This window comes from Sphingomonas sp. Root720 (assembly GCF_001428605.1).
Classification (GTDB): Bacteria; Pseudomonadota; Alphaproteobacteria; order Sphingomonadales; family Sphingomonadaceae; genus Rhizorhabdus.
The window spans coordinates 1,254,203-1,272,071 of sequence record NZ_LMID01000001.1 but is presented as its reverse complement, the minus strand read 5'-3'; the positions used below and the strand labels follow the sequence as shown (position 1 = coordinate 1,272,071).

Below are 17,869 nucleotides of genomic sequence, written 5' to 3'. Positions count from 1 at the left end.
ATCCCGCCTAGTCGTGCAAAAAACTGCAAGCTCCAACAATCGAGGGAGCCGTCAGAGGTCCAGAGCCTGATGTGTAGAATGCCGAACTCATGGTGATTTGGCAGTTTCTCCATGAATGTAGGCTCACCGGTCGGTTCGGATTTTTGATCGCGGCCGTGCCCGAATGGGCTGTTCCATGTCGCACTGTTGTGGCGGCAGTGGCTCGATCTGGACAACCACCCGGGCTTGGTCGTCCTTTAAGCCGGCTTTAGGCTGTAATGTCATCTAGTCGCGGATGTTCGTGCCACTCGCATGGCGTGCAGCAATGTAACCAAAGGTGAGCGATGGGCCAATTGTCGCACCTGATCCTGGGCAGCTTCGACCCATGACTGTCGCCGTCGTATTCCCCGTGGCATAAAGGCCTGGAATCGGAAGACCAGCGTCGTTTAACACACGCGCCAACTCGTCTGTGAGGAGACCACCACAGGTGCCTCCGTCGCCAGCGTGGATCCGCACCGCATAAAACGGAGGCTTGCAGATGGCGCCTAGCGAGGGATTGGGCGATGAGGTTGTATCACCGAGATATTGGCTAAGCGCACCTCGGCCGCGGTGGAAATCCTCGTCCACGCCCACTGCCGCAAAGGCGTTGAAACGGTCCACCGAAGACCTGAGCGTTTCAATCTCCAAGCCGCAGCATTGAGCCAGCTCCTCCAAACTGTCGGCGCGGATCATGTAGCCCGATTCAAGCCATTCTTTGGGCACCGCACCCGGCGGCTGGAGGCCCCACCAATAGCGGCTGCGGTGTTGATGATCGAGAATAGCCCAACTCGGGTCAGCCGATACCGACTTGCTGCGATTGAACATTGCGTGGCCTAGTGCGCAATAATCCCCCGCTTCGTTGACAAACCGCGCCCCCCGGCTGTCGACCAACATACAATGAGGCCGGGCCAGTTCGATCACGTTGAACAGAACAGTCCCGTCGGCAAGGCGCGATGTCGGTATCCACCATGCCTCATCCATCATTGCCGTGGCTGCACCGGAATTCATCGCGATGCTGATGACCTCACCTGTGTCGCCGGGATTGGCGGCGCTGAACATCCTGCTTGTTGAAGGGCGTTGATAGGTGCGCCGCATCTCATCACTTTGAGAGAAGCCTCCGGCATTGAGGAGAACACCGTGACGGCTTTGTACGGTCACCTTCTCACCGTTGCGGACAATTACCACGCCGGCGATTTTTCCGTTTTCCAGTACAAGATCCTGTAACGGGGCATCATACCAGATATCGATCTTCTCGCGCAGAGCGATTTCGAGCAAGCGTGCCTGTAAAGCTGCGCCCATGCGCACCCATTCCTGCCCCAGCTTGTTCCGCAGCATGCGCAGAGCAACCGTAAGAAAGGCGCGCTTGCTGGTCCAAGTGCGACCGTTCAGCGTCAGTTGAATGACTTCCGGATTGGACACAGGTGGAAGCGGCTTCTCGGGGCGACGCAGTCGGTGGCGTGACTCCCCCAGCCGTCGCAGATTAAAGATTTTCGCTTCGATGGAGCGGCCCCGAGCCATGGCTCCAGGATATTCTCCCTCATAATAATCGGACCAGCCGTCGGAGTAAGTGAATTCCATTCCCTGTTGTTCTAGGAAAAGAATAGCAAGACGGGCTTCACGAAGATACGCCGCGCGCCTTTCGAGCGTTGAGGCAGGTTCGGGGTCGCCCGCGCACGCATCAAGATAGCGTCGCGCTGCTTCCTCGCTGTCGACGGCTCCGGCCCGCGCCATCACGGTGGAATTTGGGATCCACATCACCCCGCCGGATAGTGCTGTCGTCCCGCCGAATTTGTCTGATTTCTCTATGATCAGCGGCCGTTTTCCGGCCTCGCGGGCGACCAAGGCCGCACATACCGAGGCGGCGCCGCTGCCCACGATGATGAAGTCATACGGGTCCGTCATTTTCTCTCCCGAATGTGACCTTGAGCGAACGGCATTCTCCCGGGAAGGCTGTCAAGCTCACCTCCAACGAAGTCCGCCCTGGGACTTTGGGCTAGAGATTCAGTGTTTGAAGCAGCAGTGTTTAAGCGCAGCCGATCTCCCCGGTATCGCTCGATCTAGGTATTTCCAGTTGCCCTATCGACGAGGAACGGTGCCGGACGGATTGGTGGCCGGCTACTCCAGCTTGGCGGGTCGACATGCAATCCTTCGCCAGTCCTATGAAGAGAACCCCCTGATCGAGGGATTTGGATAGCAGCACCGACCGATATTCTCATGTCGCGTACAGAGCACAGGCGACGATGCGAACAGCCTGTCGACGTTGCTCGGATCATCGAAGGTGAGGCTGTCTGCCGCCTCAGCGCCGGGAGGAATGGATGGACGTTGATGCTAACCTTATTACCGAGATCGTTGATCGGCAGCGGATTCTTGATGTTATCATGCGCTACGCGCGGGCTGCAGACCGCAGGGACCCCGAAATTTTCGCGGCCGTGTTCTGGCCGGATGGCGGTTTCGAGGGTGGCCCGATCGATGGACCTTCGAGAGATCTAACGGGGGCGATGTGCGAGTTGCTCGATCACATCATGGATGTGACGCAGCATTTCATGCTCAACTCGATTATCGAATTGGATGGAGGGCGAGCATATGGGGAAACCTATTTTATCGCCTATCATCGCTCTCGGCCAACATCCGACAGTGCCGAAGCCATGCTTGGCCTCGAAACGCTGGAGAATCTTGGCGGCGATCGTTCGCGGCACTATGACTATATAATCGGCGGTCGCTATCTCGACCTCTTCGAAAGGCGCGACGATCAGTGGCGCATCAAGACACGGCGGCTTGTGGCCGACTGGACCAAATGTGGGATTGCCACCGCCACTACAACGGGTCTCGTCAATAAGCTGAGATTCCGCGGCTCGGCCAATCGCGACGATCCTTCTTATGAGTGGCTCCGAGGAAATCCGTCCTGATAGGGGCGATTTCGAGTTGCCGGTGATCGGAAGTGGGCCAAACTTAATCCAGGAATCGATGCAGGGACCCGGCTAGTTGCGCTGCATCCCCAGCATCGGCAAAATGGGTCCGATAGCCGCCGGTGCGGTCCATCAGATAGGCAAAAGCCGTGTGCGCTACGGCATAGCCAGCTGGATCGTCGGGGTCGTCGCGGTGCTGCGCGAAAACCTTGAAGCTCGCCTTCGCCCGATCGATCTGTGCAGCGGTCCCTGTCAGGCCGCGAAAGCGCGGATAGCGCTGGGTGAGAAACCTGCGCATGGCATCGGGGGTGTCGCGCTCTGGGTCCACGGTGATGTAGATTGGCTGAATTTGTTTGGCCAACGGCTCCAGCAGATCGAGCGCGTCAGAGATGCGGCCGAGCACACGGGGACAGACCACGCGACAGTGGGTGAAGCCGAAGGCGACGAGCATGAACCTGCCTCGGAAATCGGATTGCGTGACGTCCAGGCCGTCATGATCGGTCAGGGAGAATGAGCCTTCGTGGTCCAACGTCATAAGCTCTTTACTCCGCCTTGCGGTTCGCCATCGAGCCACAGTCTCTTTGCCTCGGCATTACCAAATTGACATTTTGTGGTCAATTTGGTAATGCCGAGGCAGGAGTTCCTGATGATCGCTGCTGCAAAGCCCACCTCCCCGCAACCTCGTCCGCTAAGCCTCGATCGCGATCAGCGAGGGCATTTGCGGCGCCTCATAAACCTCGCCGAGCAATTGCCCGACGACTGGTCGGGGATGATGGGCCGGAGCACGTTACAAGAGGACTTCGGCGCTCTCCGCTTTCAGCTTGCATATGCTTGCTATGCGCTCGCGCTTACGCATGTGCATCGCTTGCCGGCAGCACCGGGATTGTTCCGTGAACCATTCGCCAGGCTGATCGAGAAATTATGTTCCCCGGATGTCTGGGCCTATTGGCACTATGTCAGCACGGGCAATGGCGTGCTCAATCACAGCTTGGGCGAACTGCCGGCTGAATGGAATCCCGTGATCAGGGACAACATCATGTACAGCGCGTATCTCCAGTCGGCCGCGCTGCTCTACCATCATATATTCGACGACGCGCGCTATAGCGAACCCGGCGCGCTAACGCTCACGTTGAGGCCACTCTTCTGGGGAGACGGGCCGAAAATCTTCATCAATGACGAACGCTCGTTGAGCGAGCATATCTACTGGCAGATGGTGGAAAATGGCTATCTCGGCGTGGCCTGCGAACCCAACTGCATATTCCAGATCTGCAATCAACCGTCGATCCTCGGCTTCCGACTAGAGGACCTCATCTATGGTGGATCGCGCGCGCAGGAAGTAACCGATGGCTATCTTCGTGCCTGGGCCGAATTCGGAATTTCGAACGAGGCCGGGCACTTCAACGTCATGGTGCAGCAGAAGGAGCGATCCCTCCCAAGTCCGCCATCGCCATGGTCGGATTTCTGGCTTGGGGCTCTCATGCACGCATGGAATCCCGAGACTGTGGCGCAGCATTACGCCGTTGCTCGCGACATATGGATACGGCCCGGACCGGCTGATACGGCCTGGGTCGATCTGTCCCAAGGTTTCGCCCGCGCCGGTCTCTCGTCCGCGCTCGACTTCGGGTGGGCGGCGGTATGCGCCTCGGAAGTAGGGGACCAGGCGGTTTTGGATGGATTACTACGTTATGCCGACGCACGCCTTCATCGCAGCTGGGACCGCGGGGGACTTTTCTATCGTCGGCATGACACGATCCATGACGATGAAGGCTATCTGGCCGCGATGGACCCCCATAGCGGAAATGTCCTGTTAGGCTACGCTCGGTTGAATGTTCCGGGAGGGTTGAAAGCGATCTACGAGGGGCAATGGAGCACGGCGCGCAAGAACACACCAGCCATTGTCTCCATTGCCGGTAGGGTGGATTTGGAGATGGCGTATTACGACGAGGATGCGAGAACCTTGCATTGGGTCGCGCTTCCAGTCGAGAACGAGCCCGCTATAATTCGCTTTGAAGTTGGCCGTCAGCCTACTGCCGCGGGCTGGGAGCTTAGCGTCGATGGTGAAGTCGTGTGTTCATCTGCCGGCGGAGGGAATCCCCATATCAATGTTCTAATAGCTGACGACACATTGTCTGTCGGTCTTCACCTTTCCGCGCGGACGGCAATCGCGCTGCGGTGGTACTGAGCACCGTCGCTACCGCATCATGTGATCGGCGAAGGATCCATGCTAAGTTCAGAAGCCTCTGGCTCTCGGACGCCCAGCGCCAGCAAAAGCATTCGTGCCAGATCAGCGACATAAGCATCTGACGCCCGCTGCTCGAGGCGGGCGCGGAGCATGGCGCGCACGGCGCTGACGACCAGGTCGCGTGCGCTGGTCAAATCGTTGAACGAGAATCGTCCCGACTGAAGGCCCAGTTTTAGGTCCGGCGTTGGATAGGCCCGCAAATCCACGTTCACCTGGCTCAGGCCCGACATCGAGAGAAGCAGCCATCCCCAAATGGAATCTTCGTCGGCATGGTGGGCAACGAGATGCATGGTGGCGACGATCCGTTTAGCGGGGTCGTCGAACACCGTGATGGCTTGTTGAATCCGATGGAACGGGACGTGGCCTACATGCGCCCACAAGGCCTCGAGGAGATCCTCGCGGGTGGGGAAATAATTGTAGAACGTCCCCCTCGCGACCTTCGCCTCGCGTGCGAAGTCGTCGATCGTCGCGCTATCCGCGCCTTGGTGCGCCACGAGCCGAGCGGCGGCCTCGATCAGCTTATACCGGGTCCGTTCGCGCCTCTTGCGGCCGGTTTCGGTGCGATAGCCAAGCTGAGTTTCGATCTCCATTGCCATTATCTTTTGGAGAAGCGACTATCTGTCAAGCCAGCTAAAATGACGGTTAATGTTCATATTGACGAATCATGTTCAATTTGACTAACTGAATCGGGGCAAAGAACCCCTTTTCGGTGAGGATGGCATGATTGAAATGAGCGCCGCGGTCGTCCGCAACCCCTGCGGGCCCTTCACCCTGGAACGGGTCAGGCTGGAAGAGCCCCGCGACCATGAGGTTCTGGTCAAGATCGTCGGCACTGGCATGTGTCACACCGATCTGGTGGTGCGCGACCAATATTTCCCGACTCCGCTGCCGGCGGTTCTTGGTCATGAAGGTGCGGGAATAGTCGAAAAAGTGGGGGCTCGGGTGACCAAGGTCGCGCCCGGCGATCACGTTGTGCTGAGCTTTGCGAGTTGTGGCGTCTGCCAGAACTGCCGACGCGGCCTTCATGGCTATTGCATTGATCTTTATGGCCGCAACTTTGCCGGCGCACGGCCAGACGGCTCCTCCCCGTGCTGCGACGCCGAGGGCGGGCGGCTCAGTAGCTTTTTCTTCGCGCAGTCATCGTTCGGCGAATATGCGCTCGCGACCGAGCAGAATGTCGTGCCGATCACCAAGGATGTACCGCTCGAGATCATGGGACCGCTGGGCTGCGGGATACAGACCGGTGCGGGCGCGGTCATCAATGCGCTCAAGCCGGCCGCCGGCTCAAGCATCGCAATCTTCGGGACCGGCTCGGTCGGTCTTGCCGCTATCATGGCGGCAAGAGTTGTCGGTTGCACAACGATCATCGCCGTCGATCTTAAGGACAGCCGGTTGGCGTTGGCGCGAGAGCTGGGTGCGACCCACAGCTTAACGGCCGGTGCGCATGTGGTCGACGAAATCCGTTCGGTGACTGCCGGCGAAGGTGTCCAATATTCGCTCGAGTGTACTGGTTTACCGCCGGTCTTGCGGCAAGCCGTCGATGCTCTTCGGCTGACGGGAACCTGCGGCGTGATCGGCGTTGCTCCGCTCGGTACGGAGGTGTCGCTCGATATCAACGGCTTGCTCTTTGGCCGTACCGTCCGCGGAATCATCGAAGGCGACAGCGTGGCAGACATCTTCATTCCGCAGCTGATCGAACTGTGGCGGCAGGGACGTTTCCCTTTTGACAGACTGATCCGCTTTTACCCGCTCGCCGAGATCGAGGAAGCTGCCCGCGCATCCGCCCATGGCGAAGTTCTGAAGGCCGTCCTTCGGCCCGCCTCGTGATGAGCGTGCCCCTTGCCGGGACAATCAGTGGTTTGGCATCCCGTGCCGGCAGCCTCTTTCGGGGAGCGACGGCTCTTTCCATGGCGGGGCAGCGTGATCTGAGCTTTGGCGTTCTGGATGCCCAGTCCGCTTGCTTTGCAGGCGGGCTGGCGGCCCGAGGCGTGCGCCGCGGCGATCGGGTACTGCTGCATCTGCCCAACGGAGCGGAGTGGCTGATCGCCTATCATGCGCTCGCCAGGCTGGGGGCGGTGGTGGTCCCGGTCAATACGCTCCTGACCAGTTCCGAAGTGGCTTACATGGCTGCCGACGCTGATGTTGCGGCCATGATCGTGCCAGCAGCGCGTCGTGAAGCTATCCACCAAGCCAGGGGGTGGGAACGTCGGTTACTGACCATCCTCACCGATGCCTCCACCGAAGACGGATTTGAGGCGCTGCTGAGCGGTCATCCGCTCGACCCCATCGAGGTAGCGCCCGACGACCTTTTCACGATCTGCTACACGTCAGGAACGACCGGGCGGCCCAAGGGTGCAATCCAAACGCATAGAGCCGTTTTCGCCAGCGCCGCCATGACGGCTATGGTTCATGGCCGGGTGCGTGGCGAAACCGTGTTGACTGCGCTCCCCTTCACCCATGTCTATGGCAATGTCGTCATGAATGCGGCGCTTCTCGTGGGCATGCGCCTTGTCGTCCTTCCCCGTTTCGATCCGGGAGAAGCTCTCGCGGCCATCGGCAAGGAAGGGCCCGCCCTGTTCGAGGGCGTACCCACCATGTATTATCAGATGCTTACCCACCCCGGGATCGACGCGACCGATTTCTCGTCGCTACGGTGCTGCACCGTCGGCGGGCAGACGATGCCGCTGGCGCGGATCGACGAGGTTGTCGCCCGCTTCGGTTGCCCATTGTGCGAATTGTGGGGGATGACCGAGGTGGCGGGGCCGGCGATGTCGCACTCGCCCCATTGGCCCCCGCGACACGGCTCGATCGGGCTGCCCTTCCCGAATGTCGAGACCAGATTGGCGTCGCTTGACGACAAGGACCACGCCGCCGCCGACGGAGAGCCCGGCGAGCTCCTGGTGCGTGGTCCTCAAGTGACACCCGGTTATTGGCGTGACCCTGTGGCCACCGACCAGAGCATCGCATCGGATGGCTGGTTGGCGACAGGCGACATCGCGGTTCGCGATGCCGATGGCTATTTCAGGATCGTCGACCGTCGAAAGGACGTGATCATAACCGGCGGGTACAATATCTATCCTGCGGAGCTGGAACAGGTGTTGTCCCTCCATCCGTCAGTTGCGATGGTCGCCGTTGCACCGATGGTGGACCTCGAAAAGGGAGAGCTCGCCAAAGCCTTCGTGGTCCTGCGGCCCGGCACGCAGTGCACGGCCCAACAACTTGACCGTCACTGTCGCGACCACCTCGCACCTTATAAGGTGCCTCGCCTCTACGTATTCGTCGACGACCTGCCGAAGTCGAGCACCGGCAAGATATTGCGGCGCGAACTTCGCGAAGCAATTCCACCAGCACCGATGCCCTGACCCCTTGGATGAGGTAAAACATGTCTATCGATTTTTGGTCCGATTATCGCATGACCATCGACGGGATTGATGCGCCGGCCCGCTCGTGGTTTGATGCTTATAATCCGGCGACGGGGCGGGTGGTCGCTCAGGCGCCCGAGGCGGACCGCTCCCAGCTGGACCAGGCCGTAGCCGCCGCTCGCCGCGCCTTTCCTGGCTGGGCCGCGAAAACCCTGGCGGAACGACAGTCATTCGTCGACAGCATCGGTACCGCCATTGAAACCCATATGGACGCTTTTCAGCGATTGCTGACGCTGGAGCAGGGCAAGGCGCGCGCCGGAGCGGAATGGGAGATTGGCGGTTCGATCATCTGGTGTCGGGAGATTGCCCATCAAGAATTGGCGCCGCACATTGCCGAGGAAAGCAGTGGTCGGCGGGTCGAAACACGGCGGGTCCCACTTGGCGTGGTTGGGGCGATTACGCCTTGGAATTTCCCCGTCCTGCTTGCCATCTGGAAGATCGCTCCGGCGCTGGTGGCCGGCAATACGGTCGTCCTCAAGCCTTCACCCCACACGTCTCTCTGCACGCTCAAGCTGGGGGAGTTGCTGCGTGAAATCTTGCCTCCGGGCGTGCTGAACGTCGTGTCCGGCGGCAACGAACTCGGCGCGTGGCTGACAGGTCACCCCGATGTCCAAAAGATCAGCTTCACCGGTTCGACCGCAACCGGCAAGAAAGTGATGGCGTCGGCGGCTTCGAACCTCAAACGCGTCACGCTCGAGCTGGGCGGCAACGATCCGGCGATCGTCCTGCCTGATGTCGATGTCGAGGACACCGCCAAAGCACTCTTCTGGGCGGCTTTCCAGAACAGCGCCCAGTTCTGTGTAGCGGCCAAGCGGATCTACATCCATGAATCGATCTACGACGCGCTGGCTCAGGCGCTGGTCGCCTACGCCGCGACGGTAAAGGTAGGTGATGGCTCGCAACAGGGGGTTGATCTTGGTCCGATCCAGAATCGGATGCAGTTCGAGAAGTTGAAAGACCTTCTCGCGGACGCGAAAGCGAACGGGTTACGCTTTCTCGCCGGAGGAGAAGTCACCGATGACAGCGGTGGCTTCTTCGTGCCCGTCACGATCGTGGACAATCCTCCCGAAAATTCCCGGGTGGTGCAGGAGGAAGCTTTCGGGCCAGTGCTGCCGCTGCTCAAGTTCAGCGATATCGATGATGTCGTGGCGAGAGCGAACAATACCGAATATGGATTGGCCGCCTCGGTCTGGTCGCGTGACCTAGATCAAGCTCGTAGTATCGCTGAACGCATCGAGGCGGGAACCGTGTGGATTAATGAAATCCACAGTTTCTCGCCGCATGTCGCCTTTGGCGGTCATAAGCAATCGGGTATCGGCATCGAGAACGCCCTGGAAGGGCTGGCCGAATATACCAATGCCCAGACCATCGTAGAAAACCGGGCGGACGCCGAGAAAAACTAGACGGTGGCGCTTTTACCGGTCCGCAGGAGCGCGGCCCGGCCAGCAGACTGCCCGATTAAGCGGCCGGTGACACAGGCCAACGTCAAGCCTGAGCCAGGCAGATAGCCTGACGAGTTCGGCCCGGCCATATTTCGGATGACGCCACCGCCCGCAAAGAGATTAGGCAAGGGCCGTCCGTCTTCCCGGATGACCCGCCCCTCAGAATTGATCAGAAGGCCGCCCAGCGTGTGCAGCAGTGCGGGACCGACCCTGATGGCGTAATATGGTGCATGGAACGAGCCATCGGCCGGAAAGACACGGTTGAACCGGTCGGGTGTGCCGGTTCCTGCCAACAGCTCGACCTCGCGAAATGTGTCGCACAGCAGGTCTGGTCGGGCACCCGTAATCGACACGAGCTCGTCGAACGTTTCGGCTCGCTTGGCGATGCCCAGCTCGATTGCCTCGCGATACTCACCGCGCGTGAGCAGCTCGCGGTGCCGACGTTCATCCAGCAGCACCCAGGAAAGCTGATCCGGAAGCGCGGCGACGCGATCGCCCTGTCCCGAAATATCCTCGATTTCGTGCGAGAACCGTCGTCCATCGCGATCGATCTGGATGGCGCCCTCGGAATAGATTTCATAGCTCAGCATGATACCCGAGGGTTCAGCGAGAGCGCCGAAATTCTGGACGGACGTCATGTCGCCAAGAGCGCCGCCCAATTCCATGCCCCAGATGATCCCGTCTCCTTCGTTGCCTTCCCAGCCGAAATAGCGTGTATCCGCCATCGTCGGAGCGAAGCGCCGGAGCATCTGCTTGTTCGCGCCATATCCGTTCGTTGCGAGGATCATCACGTCGCAGCCGATGTCTTCCCGCAGACCATCAGGGCGTTGGATGCGTACGCCCCGAACCGTGCCGTCTTCCTCGGCAAACAGCGCGACCGCGCGAGCGTTCGTAACGAGGTCTGCACCCATATCGCTCGCCGCCCGTAACAGGGCGCCATGGAGTTCGGCGCCTGTCAGGCTCGGATTGCGGTGAAGGCGGGCGCAACTGTGGCCGAATGCCGCCCATTCCGGTAGATGGGCGAGCGGAATCCGGTGTGCTTCGACGAGCCAGTCGACCGTCCTGCCGGCATTGTCGGCGACATAGCGCGAAAGGATGGGATCGCCAGATCCGGCTGATTGCGCCATGAGGTCCGCGAACAATATATCGCTGCTGTCTTGAACGCCGTTGAGGATTTGAGAGCTTGTGCCGGCGGCATAGAGCGTGCCCTGCGACAGGCTGGTATTTCCGTGCGGAGCGGCATCGCGTTCGAGAATGAGGACGTCAGCGCCGAGTTCACGCGCCGCTAGAGCAGCCGTCAGGCCGCACGCTCCCGCGCCAATGATGAGAATGGTGCTACGCGCAAAAAATTCCGCTTCGCTTGCAGGAAGAATGCTCACTGGTTTTCCATTCGATTGGAGAGTGACATGGAGCGAGCTCAATCCGACTGCTTAAGCGCCGAAACGGTGAGAACCCGCCCAGGGTTGGCGGAAAAGATGCGCACTTCTCGTCCGTCATCCGCCAAGACAAAGGTGTCGTAGGTGGTGGCCGCCTGGGGAGAAAATTCGGCCTCCGACGCATATTGCAGCATGCCGTGGCAATCGGGCCCGAGTTTATAACGGGCGTTGACCTTCTTGTTGGGAAGCATCGTACCGTTGAAGTTCAACGTCCGATCCACCGAGAGGCCCCCCTTGCCGTCGAAATGGATTATGCCGGCCGCTGCGAATGCTCCAGAACCGATGATCGGCCCTTCGCCGCTGGAGATGAAGCTGCCATGCAGATCTGCGTCAGTGCAGGGAGCGCGCCTTGCATCTTTAAATTGCCGTTTCGCGGTCAAATTGGCGATGACCGAGCGGTCGTCAGTGACCAGCCGAATTTCGCCGGCTTCCGACGCGAACACGAAATAGCCGCTCGGGAAAATGAGGCTGGTCGATGCGGTCTGGGACGCGATGTGACCGGTGCAATCGGCATCAAGGCGATATTTTCCCTCGACCTTGGTATCGACGCTCAGCGTTCCATTGGAGCTGCTGCTGCCCACCGCGGAAAAGCCGCCCTTGCCATCGAAATTGACGTAGCTGACCGCTGCGACTGCACCGCCCGCCACCAACACGCCCTTAAGCGTCGACCCGAAGCCACCTTGTAACGACGCAGACGAGCAGGAGTGGGGCGCGCGCGCCTGAGCGGCGCTCGGTAATGCGAGCATGATCAAGGCTGCGCCAATTATCCTGAGCATCCGCTGTTCCCTCCTGTCCTGCAGAGCGACGAGGATTCCGCATATCGAGCGGCGGGAATATCCCTCGATCGCGCGATTTTGCTTGTCGTGCCGACTGGCTAGCCAAGGCCAGAAGCGATGGCGCTGCCATGGTTGAGTGATCGGAATGGGCATGGCAGAACCAAAAGTCATATCTGTGAGTGTCAGCACCCCTCAGATGGTTCGTATCGGCAACATGGAACTGCCGACCTCGATCATCAAAGAGCCGGGGCAGGGGCCTGTATATGTCGGCTCCGATGGTCTCATCGGGAACAAGCTCGCGGTTCACCCCGAAGCTGTCTACGCGATCGGAGTGGAGGCCTATGACTATTGGGCTGCACGGTTTGGGGTGGATCGGAGCAGCTGGGAATGGGGATATTGGGGCGAGAACATCACTTTTGCAGGATTGTTCGAGCAGGATCTCCGCATAGGTGACATATTGGAGGTCGGCGACGAGCTCGTTCTGCAGGTTTCCGGTCCGCGCAACCCATGTGTGAAGCTCACATGGCGCTTGGGAGTGCCAGCAAGCGAGCTTGCGACCCTCGTTGCCGACGGGCGGATGGGCTTCTATCTGCGTGTCCTGCATGCCGGCTATGTTCGCGCCGGCGATGACGTTTGTGTTCGTCCGCAATACCCGCACAACATGGCCGTGATTGATATCCCGCGGCTGTTCCACGATCAGCAGGCTCCCTCCGAGACGATCCGCGCCGCTCTCGAAATGCCGGCGCTGAGCGATTATCCCAAGATGTTCCTGCGGCAGCGGCTGACTCAGTCGCTCGATAACGAGATCGCCGGAAAAAATCGCTGGAAGGGCTGGCGCGATTTCAGAGTCTCGTCGATCTCAGACGAGGCGCATGACGTGAAGTCTTTTGTGCTGCGACCGGTGGACGATGAGCCGGTGGCCGGCTTTCGAGCGGGACAGTTTCTGACCTTTGGCCTGCCGACCGAGGCGTCGCGGCAGACGGTCCGCCAATGGAGCATTTCGGATTATGGAGCAGAGGAAAGCTACAGGATCAGCGTGAAGCGCGTCGAGGGTGGGGCTTCGCAATGGCTGCATGACAATGTTGAGATTGGGATCGTGCTGCCGGTCCGCGCCCCTAGCGGGAAATTCGTGCTCGATATCGGATCGACCAAACCGATCATCTTCGTCTCGGCCGGCATAGGGGTGACGCCGCTCCTGGCGATGCTCAAGATGCACTTGGCTCGTCCGAACGGTAAGACGCCGCCGATCGTGTGGATACATGCCGCACGGGACAGTGCCCATCATGCTTTCGCCGAGGAAGTCGATGCGCTGATCGCCAACCGGGCCGATGTGGTGAGACGAATTTTCTACAGCCAACCGACGCCGGAAGACCTCGAATACGGACGGTGCCATCATCAGGGCCGGATATCGATGGCTAGCCTGCTCCCCTTCATAGAGAGCTTCCCTGTCGAGTTGCACGGTCATAGAGTCGATCTGCCCGGCCAGATATGCGAATATTATATTTGCGGCCCCGAAATCATGCAGCGCGATCTGAAGAGCGCGTTGGTGCATTGGGGTGTCGAAGAAAGCTCGGTACACACCGAGTCCTTCGCCCCGCCAAAGAGCCGTGCTGTCGAGATGGTCGACCAGGCCGAAGTCCGCTTCGCCGTGTCGGGCAAGACAGCGATCTGGCGACGCGACGATGAGATGAGCTTGCTCGAGCTCGCGGAGGCTTCCGGTGTGATCACCCAGTCTAGCTGCCGCATGGGTTCGTGCCATGCCTGCGTGTGTCGAATTTCCTCGGGTCGGATCGAGCATATCGTCGAAGTCGAAGGCATCGCCGACGGTCAAATCCTGCCGTGTTCCGCGGTGCCCGCATCCGCCTCAATCGTCATCGACCTCTAGCAAGGAAACAGCTCATGCAAATTGCTCTCATCGGCGCGACCGGAAACGTCGGAAGTGCCATCGCCAAGGAACTTGTTGGCCGTGGCCATCGCGTTACGGCCATCGCTCGCAATGTATCTGGTCTGACAGAAAGCGAAGCGATACAGCCCACCGCGGGCGATATGACCAATCCGGATGAACTTGCTGCGGTGTTGGCGGGTCACGACGCAGTGATCAGTTCAGCGGCATTCACACCGGGAACTTCAGCAGGACTCATCGAGGCTGTGCGTCGGTCCGATGTAAAGCGCTTCATCGTGGTGGGTGGCGCAGGATCGCTGAATGTGGCCCCGGGCAAGCGACTGATCGATGTGCTCGAGGCGCCTGCCGATGCGATGGTGCGCATCGGCGAAGGTGTGGAGCTTCTGGCCAAGCTTCGTGGCAGCCCCGATCTCGAATGGACCTTCTTTTCGCCGCCTGCTCAAATCGGGCCGGGCGAGCGAACCGGCATCTTTCGGCTGGGCAAGGATGACCTGATCGCGGACTCGTCCGGCAAGAGCGCGATATCCTATGACGACTATGCCATCGCGCTGGTCGATGAGTTGGAGCGGCCGGCGAACGTACGGGCGCGGTTCACCATAGGGTATTGATCTCGCCCGTTGTCAGGCGAGTTCGGCGTGGAGCCAGTCCCCGCCGGAAATCAACTCGCCGATTGTCGAGATGAGAAGCCTTTCGACGGCGTCAGTGGCACTGTTGGAAGAGCGGTCGACGGGTCGGCATAAATCAAACGAGCGCTTTACGGTGCCGTCGCCAATGCGCTTGAGCTTGATGTCGCCCGAGTGAACATAGTGCTTCATCGCGGAATAACCGACGACAGAGCAGGCGTGTCCGCTTGCGATCAGGCTGGCGATCGCGTTCAGCGAATCCACTTCGGCAATAACCTTCAGACGCAGCCCCGGTAGGTCTGATGCGCGACGCAGCATCTCCTGGACCGAGAAGATGAGTGTGAGGGGCAATACGATCGGAAATTGTTCCAATTCGGCGAATGCGATCTCGTCGCATCCCGGTAAAGGATCGTTCTTCGCCGATACCGCGAGGAACATTTCTTCGCGCACGATCTGACGTCCGCTCATGCCGTGGGCCTGTGCGGACGTTGATATTACGGCCAGATCGAGTTCGCCCGATGTTAGCCTGCGATAAATATCAATGCTCTGGCCGGACGCGAGCGATATCCTCACCTTGGGGAGCTGAGAGAAGGCGGCGATCAACAAGGGCACGGCCGAGACGGCCGCGACGCTTTCGGAAAGACCTATGCTGACGTGTCCCGTGGGGTTCCTGCCCAGATCCTTCACGATATCGGTCACGTTGCTGAGGTCATCCAGCAGACGTTTGGCCGTCGCGTAAAGAACGCGTCCTTCTTCCGTAGGCGTCACGCCGCGAACGCTACGGATCAGCAATTTCACGCCGAGTTCGTCTTCGATCCGCAATATACGGCTGGTCAAGGCCGGCTGGACGATGTTGAGGGCTAGGGCTGCGCGCGATATGCTGCCGGCGTCGATAGTCGCTACAAAATAGCGCAGATGCTTGATGTCTAGCTGGGACTTGGAGACCATCAGCAGGTTCCCCGCCACTTGATTACCTGACGATTGGGGAAGACCCTCAAACTGGCGAATGGCGACCACAAGAGGAGATGCCATCGCAAACCCGAGACGCCCTTGCGCATTCGATGCGGGTATCGGCAATGACGCCTTCCCGCAATTTATTTCTTATGTTAAGATTTTGTGTCGGGAACCGACTGTCACACCCGGCAGTGATGGGAAGTTGGAACGCGTATGCATTTGTCCGGTGTTGAAGTTGAGGAACTGCTCCGTTTCCAGCAGGATATAGCCGGCAGTCGAACCGTGCGCGATCTTCAGGGACGAACATTATCCTATATCTCGGAGATTCTGCATTCGAAGGCTGCAGTCTTCATGTTGGATCCAGAGCAACGTGAAGCGCCTGATCGCCGTATGGTGAACCAGGGGCTCGGCGATCGCGCAGAATGCTTATTGAGTTCGGAGTTCCGCGATAATCCGCTAGCGATCTGGGCGCGGCATATGCGCCGCCGCTGGCATCAACCCGTCGCCGTTCCCTCGGATATTCTCAAGCGATCGGACAATACGCCCTTTTATGCTGAATTCATGCGACCGCTCGACGTCCACCACACCATGGCCATTGGGCTGTTGAACGGACAACGCTATCTTGGCCTCATCGGCGTTTTCAGAGCCCGGCATGAACCGGAGTTCGGCGCTGTCGAACTCCGGAAAGCGGCGCTTCTTGCATGCTCCATCCAAACTACGCTCGAGCGAAACATCCTGGAGGAGGATCTCTCTGCGTCGCGGGGTGTCGTCAGCGCGTTGGGCCAGGTTCTCGAGAATCAGGGTGTCGTTGTCACTGATACCGATTTCCGTGTCCGCTATGCCAATCTGCCGGCACAGCAGACCCTTGAAAAGCTCATGTCGCCCAGCGAACGCAATCACGGTGATATGAGTTCGTTGCCGGCCGCCTTGCTCACGCCCTGTCGGATGTCGTTGGGCCGGCTCGAAGAGGGCGCTAGCATCCAGTTCGAACTCGACGTCCAGCGCGGTGGCTTCCGAACGAAAGTGAAGATCGACTCGATGGTCGACGATCCGGCGAATCTTCGCAGGATCATCCAGTTCACGGCCAGCGGCTCCGCCTTGTCGCATGTCCGCAAGATGCGGGAACTCGGTCTAACTGCACGCGAGATCGACGTAGCGGTGGCGATCTCGTCAGGGCTGACCAATTTCCAGGTCGCAGATCAGCTCTGCATCAGCTTCTACACTGTGCAATCACATCTGAAGTCGATTTACAGCAAGCTGAACGTCTCCAATCGTGCAAGCCTGCTCAACCGGGTTTCGGGCCACTAAAGTCGTTTGGGCGGCTAGTCTTAATCATGTTCGCCGGCGGCACCTACCATGCGCGCGAGCATCCCCTGAAGCGGCATGGGAGAGATGGTGTTGCCGTCGTTGAACTGGGTCAGACCCAGATCGAGAAACATCTCAGCGTAGCGATAGGTTAGCGGGCCTGCCGCGATAACAGGTGCGGACACGCGTTCCGCGACATAGGCGGCACCTCGGTACATCGTGGTCGATCCCATGAGGATCACCTCGGCACCGTCCTCCTCGATGGCAAGGCGGGCCACCTTTTCGAGCTTGGGCAGGACGTCGTCTTCCTCGTCACCCATAGCGACGCCGCCATTCTTGCTATAGGGCGTCGGTGGGTGGTCTATCGAACGGATCGATGCCAGACGATCCATCAGCCCATATTCCTTCAGCGTTTTCTGCTGCATTGGAATCCAGGGCTTATACATGACGATGATCGAGAATTTGGAGCCGAGCATAAGCGCGGTCATGAAGGCGGTGCGCCCGGCGCCCACGACGGGAATCTTCAACACGCTGCGCAAGGCGGCAACGCCGGAATCGCTCATCGTATCGACGCAAACAGCGTCAAATCCTTCCTTCTCGGCGGTCGAGCCGGCTTGCAGAACGGCGAAATCGACGATGGTCATGTCCTGGGCGCCTTGGAAGGAGCGGGGGCCGACTGCGACCGCTCGATAGACGAGCTCGGTATCGTCCTTGACCTTGGCGACATGCGACTGTCCACGCCGCAGGGCGAGGCCATCTTCACCCATTGGAATTGGAACGATGACCAGGATCTTCTTCATCTGTGCCTCCCGAATATCGCAGGAATGCTAGCCCTGGCGTGG

15 protein-coding genes are annotated in these 17,869 nt (G+C 59.5%); 8 read left to right on the top strand and 7 right to left on the bottom strand.

Annotated features, from left to right (window positions below):
• Positions 1-264 precede the first annotated feature (264 nt).
• Positions 265-1,920: an FAD-binding protein gene (locus ASE22_RS26050; protein ID WP_082545646.1), complete on the bottom strand. Its 1,656-nt coding sequence runs from the start codon at positions 1,918-1,920 to the stop codon at positions 265-267.
• A gap of 413 nt (positions 1,921-2,333) precedes the next feature.
• Here ASE22_RS26050 and ASE22_RS05825 point away from each other — a divergent pair, with 413 nt between their 5' ends.
• Complete coding sequence (locus tag ASE22_RS05825; protein WP_056601659.1) at positions 2,334-2,924, top strand: nuclear transport factor 2 family protein; 591 nt, start codon at positions 2,334-2,336, stop codon at positions 2,922-2,924.
• Between the two features lie 43 nt (positions 2,925-2,967).
• Here the strand turns inward: ASE22_RS05825 and ASE22_RS05820 are convergent, their stop codons facing one another.
• Positions 2,968-3,459: an SCO family protein gene (locus tag ASE22_RS05820; protein ID WP_056356035.1), complete on the bottom strand. Its 492-nt coding sequence runs from the start codon at positions 3,457-3,459 to the stop codon at positions 2,968-2,970.
• 111 nt (positions 3,460-3,570) lie between these two features.
• On the opposite strand from ASE22_RS05820, the gene ASE22_RS05815 reads away from it, so the two are divergent.
• A complete protein-coding gene (locus ASE22_RS05815; RefSeq protein ID WP_156397313.1) occupies positions 3,571-5,106 on the top strand; it encodes a linalool dehydratase/isomerase domain-containing protein in 1,536 nt (511 codons plus the stop codon).
• 17 nt (positions 5,107-5,123) lie between these two features.
• On the opposite strand, the gene ASE22_RS05810 is transcribed toward ASE22_RS05815, so the two are convergent.
• Complete coding sequence (locus ASE22_RS05810) at positions 5,124-5,756, bottom strand: TetR/AcrR family transcriptional regulator (protein WP_056356031.1); 633 nt, start codon at positions 5,754-5,756, stop codon at positions 5,124-5,126.
• A gap of 139 nt (positions 5,757-5,895) precedes the next feature.
• On the opposite strand from ASE22_RS05810, the gene ASE22_RS05805 reads away from it, so the two are divergent.
• Genes ASE22_RS05805 through ASE22_RS05795 form a run of 3 tightly spaced genes read left to right on the top strand, consistent with a single transcriptional unit; the run spans position 5,896 to position 9,991 of the window.
• Entirely contained in the window at positions 5,896-6,993 is a 1,098-nt protein-coding gene (locus tag ASE22_RS05805) for an NAD(P)-dependent alcohol dehydrogenase (RefSeq protein ID WP_327196962.1), read from the top strand.
• Complete coding sequence (locus tag ASE22_RS05800; protein WP_056356027.1) at positions 6,993-8,528, top strand: class I adenylate-forming enzyme family protein; 1,536 nt, start codon at positions 6,993-6,995, stop codon at positions 8,526-8,528. Before ASE22_RS05805 ends, ASE22_RS05800 begins: the two co-directional genes overlap by 1 nt.
• 20 nt (positions 8,529-8,548) lie before the next feature.
• Entirely contained in the window at positions 8,549-9,991 is a 1,443-nt protein-coding gene (locus ASE22_RS05795; RefSeq protein WP_156397314.1) for an aldehyde dehydrogenase family protein, read from the top strand.
• On the opposite strand, the gene ASE22_RS05790 is transcribed toward ASE22_RS05795, so the two are convergent.
• Positions 9,988-11,409, bottom strand: coding sequence for an FAD-dependent oxidoreductase (locus tag ASE22_RS05790; protein ID WP_162248251.1), 1,422 nt, complete (start codon positions 11,407-11,409; stop codon positions 9,988-9,990). The genes ASE22_RS05795 and ASE22_RS05790 overlap by 4 nt on opposite strands.
• A gap of 38 nt (positions 11,410-11,447) precedes the next feature.
• On the bottom strand, positions 11,448-12,431 hold the full coding sequence (locus ASE22_RS05785) for a hypothetical protein (protein WP_162248252.1): 984 nt from the start codon (positions 12,429-12,431) through the stop codon (positions 11,448-11,450).
• On the opposite strand from ASE22_RS05785, the gene ASE22_RS05780 reads away from it, so the two are divergent.
• Both ASE22_RS05780 and ASE22_RS05775 read left to right on the top strand, forming a co-directional pair.
• Positions 12,418-14,127: an MOSC domain-containing protein gene (locus ASE22_RS05780; protein WP_162248253.1), complete on the top strand. Its 1,710-nt coding sequence runs from the start codon at positions 12,418-12,420 to the stop codon at positions 14,125-14,127. The two genes, ASE22_RS05785 and ASE22_RS05780, sit on opposite strands and share 14 nt — an antisense overlap.
• Before the next feature lie 14 nt (positions 14,128-14,141).
• A complete protein-coding gene (locus ASE22_RS05775; RefSeq protein ID WP_056356018.1) occupies positions 14,142-14,753 on the top strand; it encodes an NAD(P)-dependent oxidoreductase in 612 nt (203 codons plus the stop codon).
• A gap of 12 nt (positions 14,754-14,765) precedes the next feature.
• Here the strand turns inward: ASE22_RS05775 and ASE22_RS05770 are convergent, their stop codons facing one another.
• Positions 14,766-15,800 (bottom strand): LysR family transcriptional regulator, encoded by a 1,035-nt coding sequence (locus ASE22_RS05770; protein ID WP_082545649.1) that lies wholly within the window; start codon positions 15,798-15,800, stop codon positions 14,766-14,768.
• 141 nt (positions 15,801-15,941) lie between these two features.
• Between ASE22_RS05770 and ASE22_RS05765 the strand changes: the two genes are divergently transcribed.
• Positions 15,942-17,030: a helix-turn-helix transcriptional regulator gene (locus ASE22_RS05765; protein ID WP_235538117.1), complete on the top strand. Its 1,089-nt coding sequence runs from the start codon at positions 15,942-15,944 to the stop codon at positions 17,028-17,030.
• 20 nt (positions 17,031-17,050) lie between these two features.
• Here the strand turns inward: ASE22_RS05765 and ASE22_RS05760 are convergent, their stop codons facing one another.
• A complete protein-coding gene (locus ASE22_RS05760; RefSeq protein WP_056356012.1) occupies positions 17,051-17,827 on the bottom strand; it encodes an aspartate/glutamate racemase family protein in 777 nt (258 codons plus the stop codon).
• Between the last annotated feature and the right edge of the window lie 42 nt (positions 17,828-17,869).